Raw genomic sequence first — 692 nt, 5'->3', positions numbered from 1 at the left:
GCTGCTGGTACTGTATTCAGCGTGGTTGTCGAGGCTGCTCCAGCCCAGCGTCCCGGTGTCGAGGCTGTTTTTGCTGGCTTCCGCCGTGCTGGCAATCACCGCACCATCCAGCTGCGTATGTTTGCCGACGGTAATATCGAACCCTTTGTCCCCGGCAAATAACCCGCTCTGCTCGCCGACGCTGGCGTATTCACTGTCAGTTTTGCTCTGGTTGATAACGCCGGGATACATTTCTTGCGCGATGAACTCGCCGATGGTGGCACCCGATGCGCCTGACAATGCGCTATTCGCACCGAGAGCCGCGTAGGTAATCAGATTGGCTTCTCGATTAAATAGTCGTTTTCTATAATGTTGTTAAAGAACATGATGCTGTTTCGCTAAGAAGGCTGCAGAATCCATATGAGCCGTTTTTACAACCGCCATCCCAGCCTGCACCTGAAGGGCGACTGGCTGGAAGAGGCGGGAGGCGGGATTCGGAACAGATACACCGGTTACCATCAGTGTTGAACGCGGGCAACTGGTGATCAGGCCGTTAGTTGCTGAGTGACAGGTAAAAAGATCCCGGCGTAAGGGCCGGGATTATATATTTAATAAAAATCGTCTTGTTTTAGCTGCTTACCTGTTGCAACCACTTCATCCTTATCAAAAGATAACAGGTATTCTTCATCGTAAAGTTTCACAGAGTATCCATA

2 pseudogenes are annotated in these 692 nt (G+C 50.9%); one reads left to right on the top strand and one right to left on the bottom strand.

The features are described from left to right. A pseudogene (locus tag MES37_RS24520) lies at positions 1–216 on the bottom strand (hemagglutinin repeat-containing protein); the annotation flags it as partial. A gap of 277 nt (positions 217–493) precedes the next feature. Here MES37_RS24520 and MES37_RS25050 point away from each other — a divergent pair. Continuing rightward, positions 494–547: pseudogene (locus MES37_RS25050) on the top strand (hypothetical protein); the annotation flags it as partial. Positions 548–692: the final 145 nt, after the last annotated feature.

This window comes from Buttiauxella sp. S19-1, assembly GCF_022134725.1.
Lineage (GTDB): Bacteria > Pseudomonadota > Gammaproteobacteria > Enterobacterales > Enterobacteriaceae > Buttiauxella > Buttiauxella ferragutiae.
The sequence above is the reverse complement of the archived record's forward strand: the minus strand, read 5'-3'. Positions and strand labels throughout refer to the sequence as shown.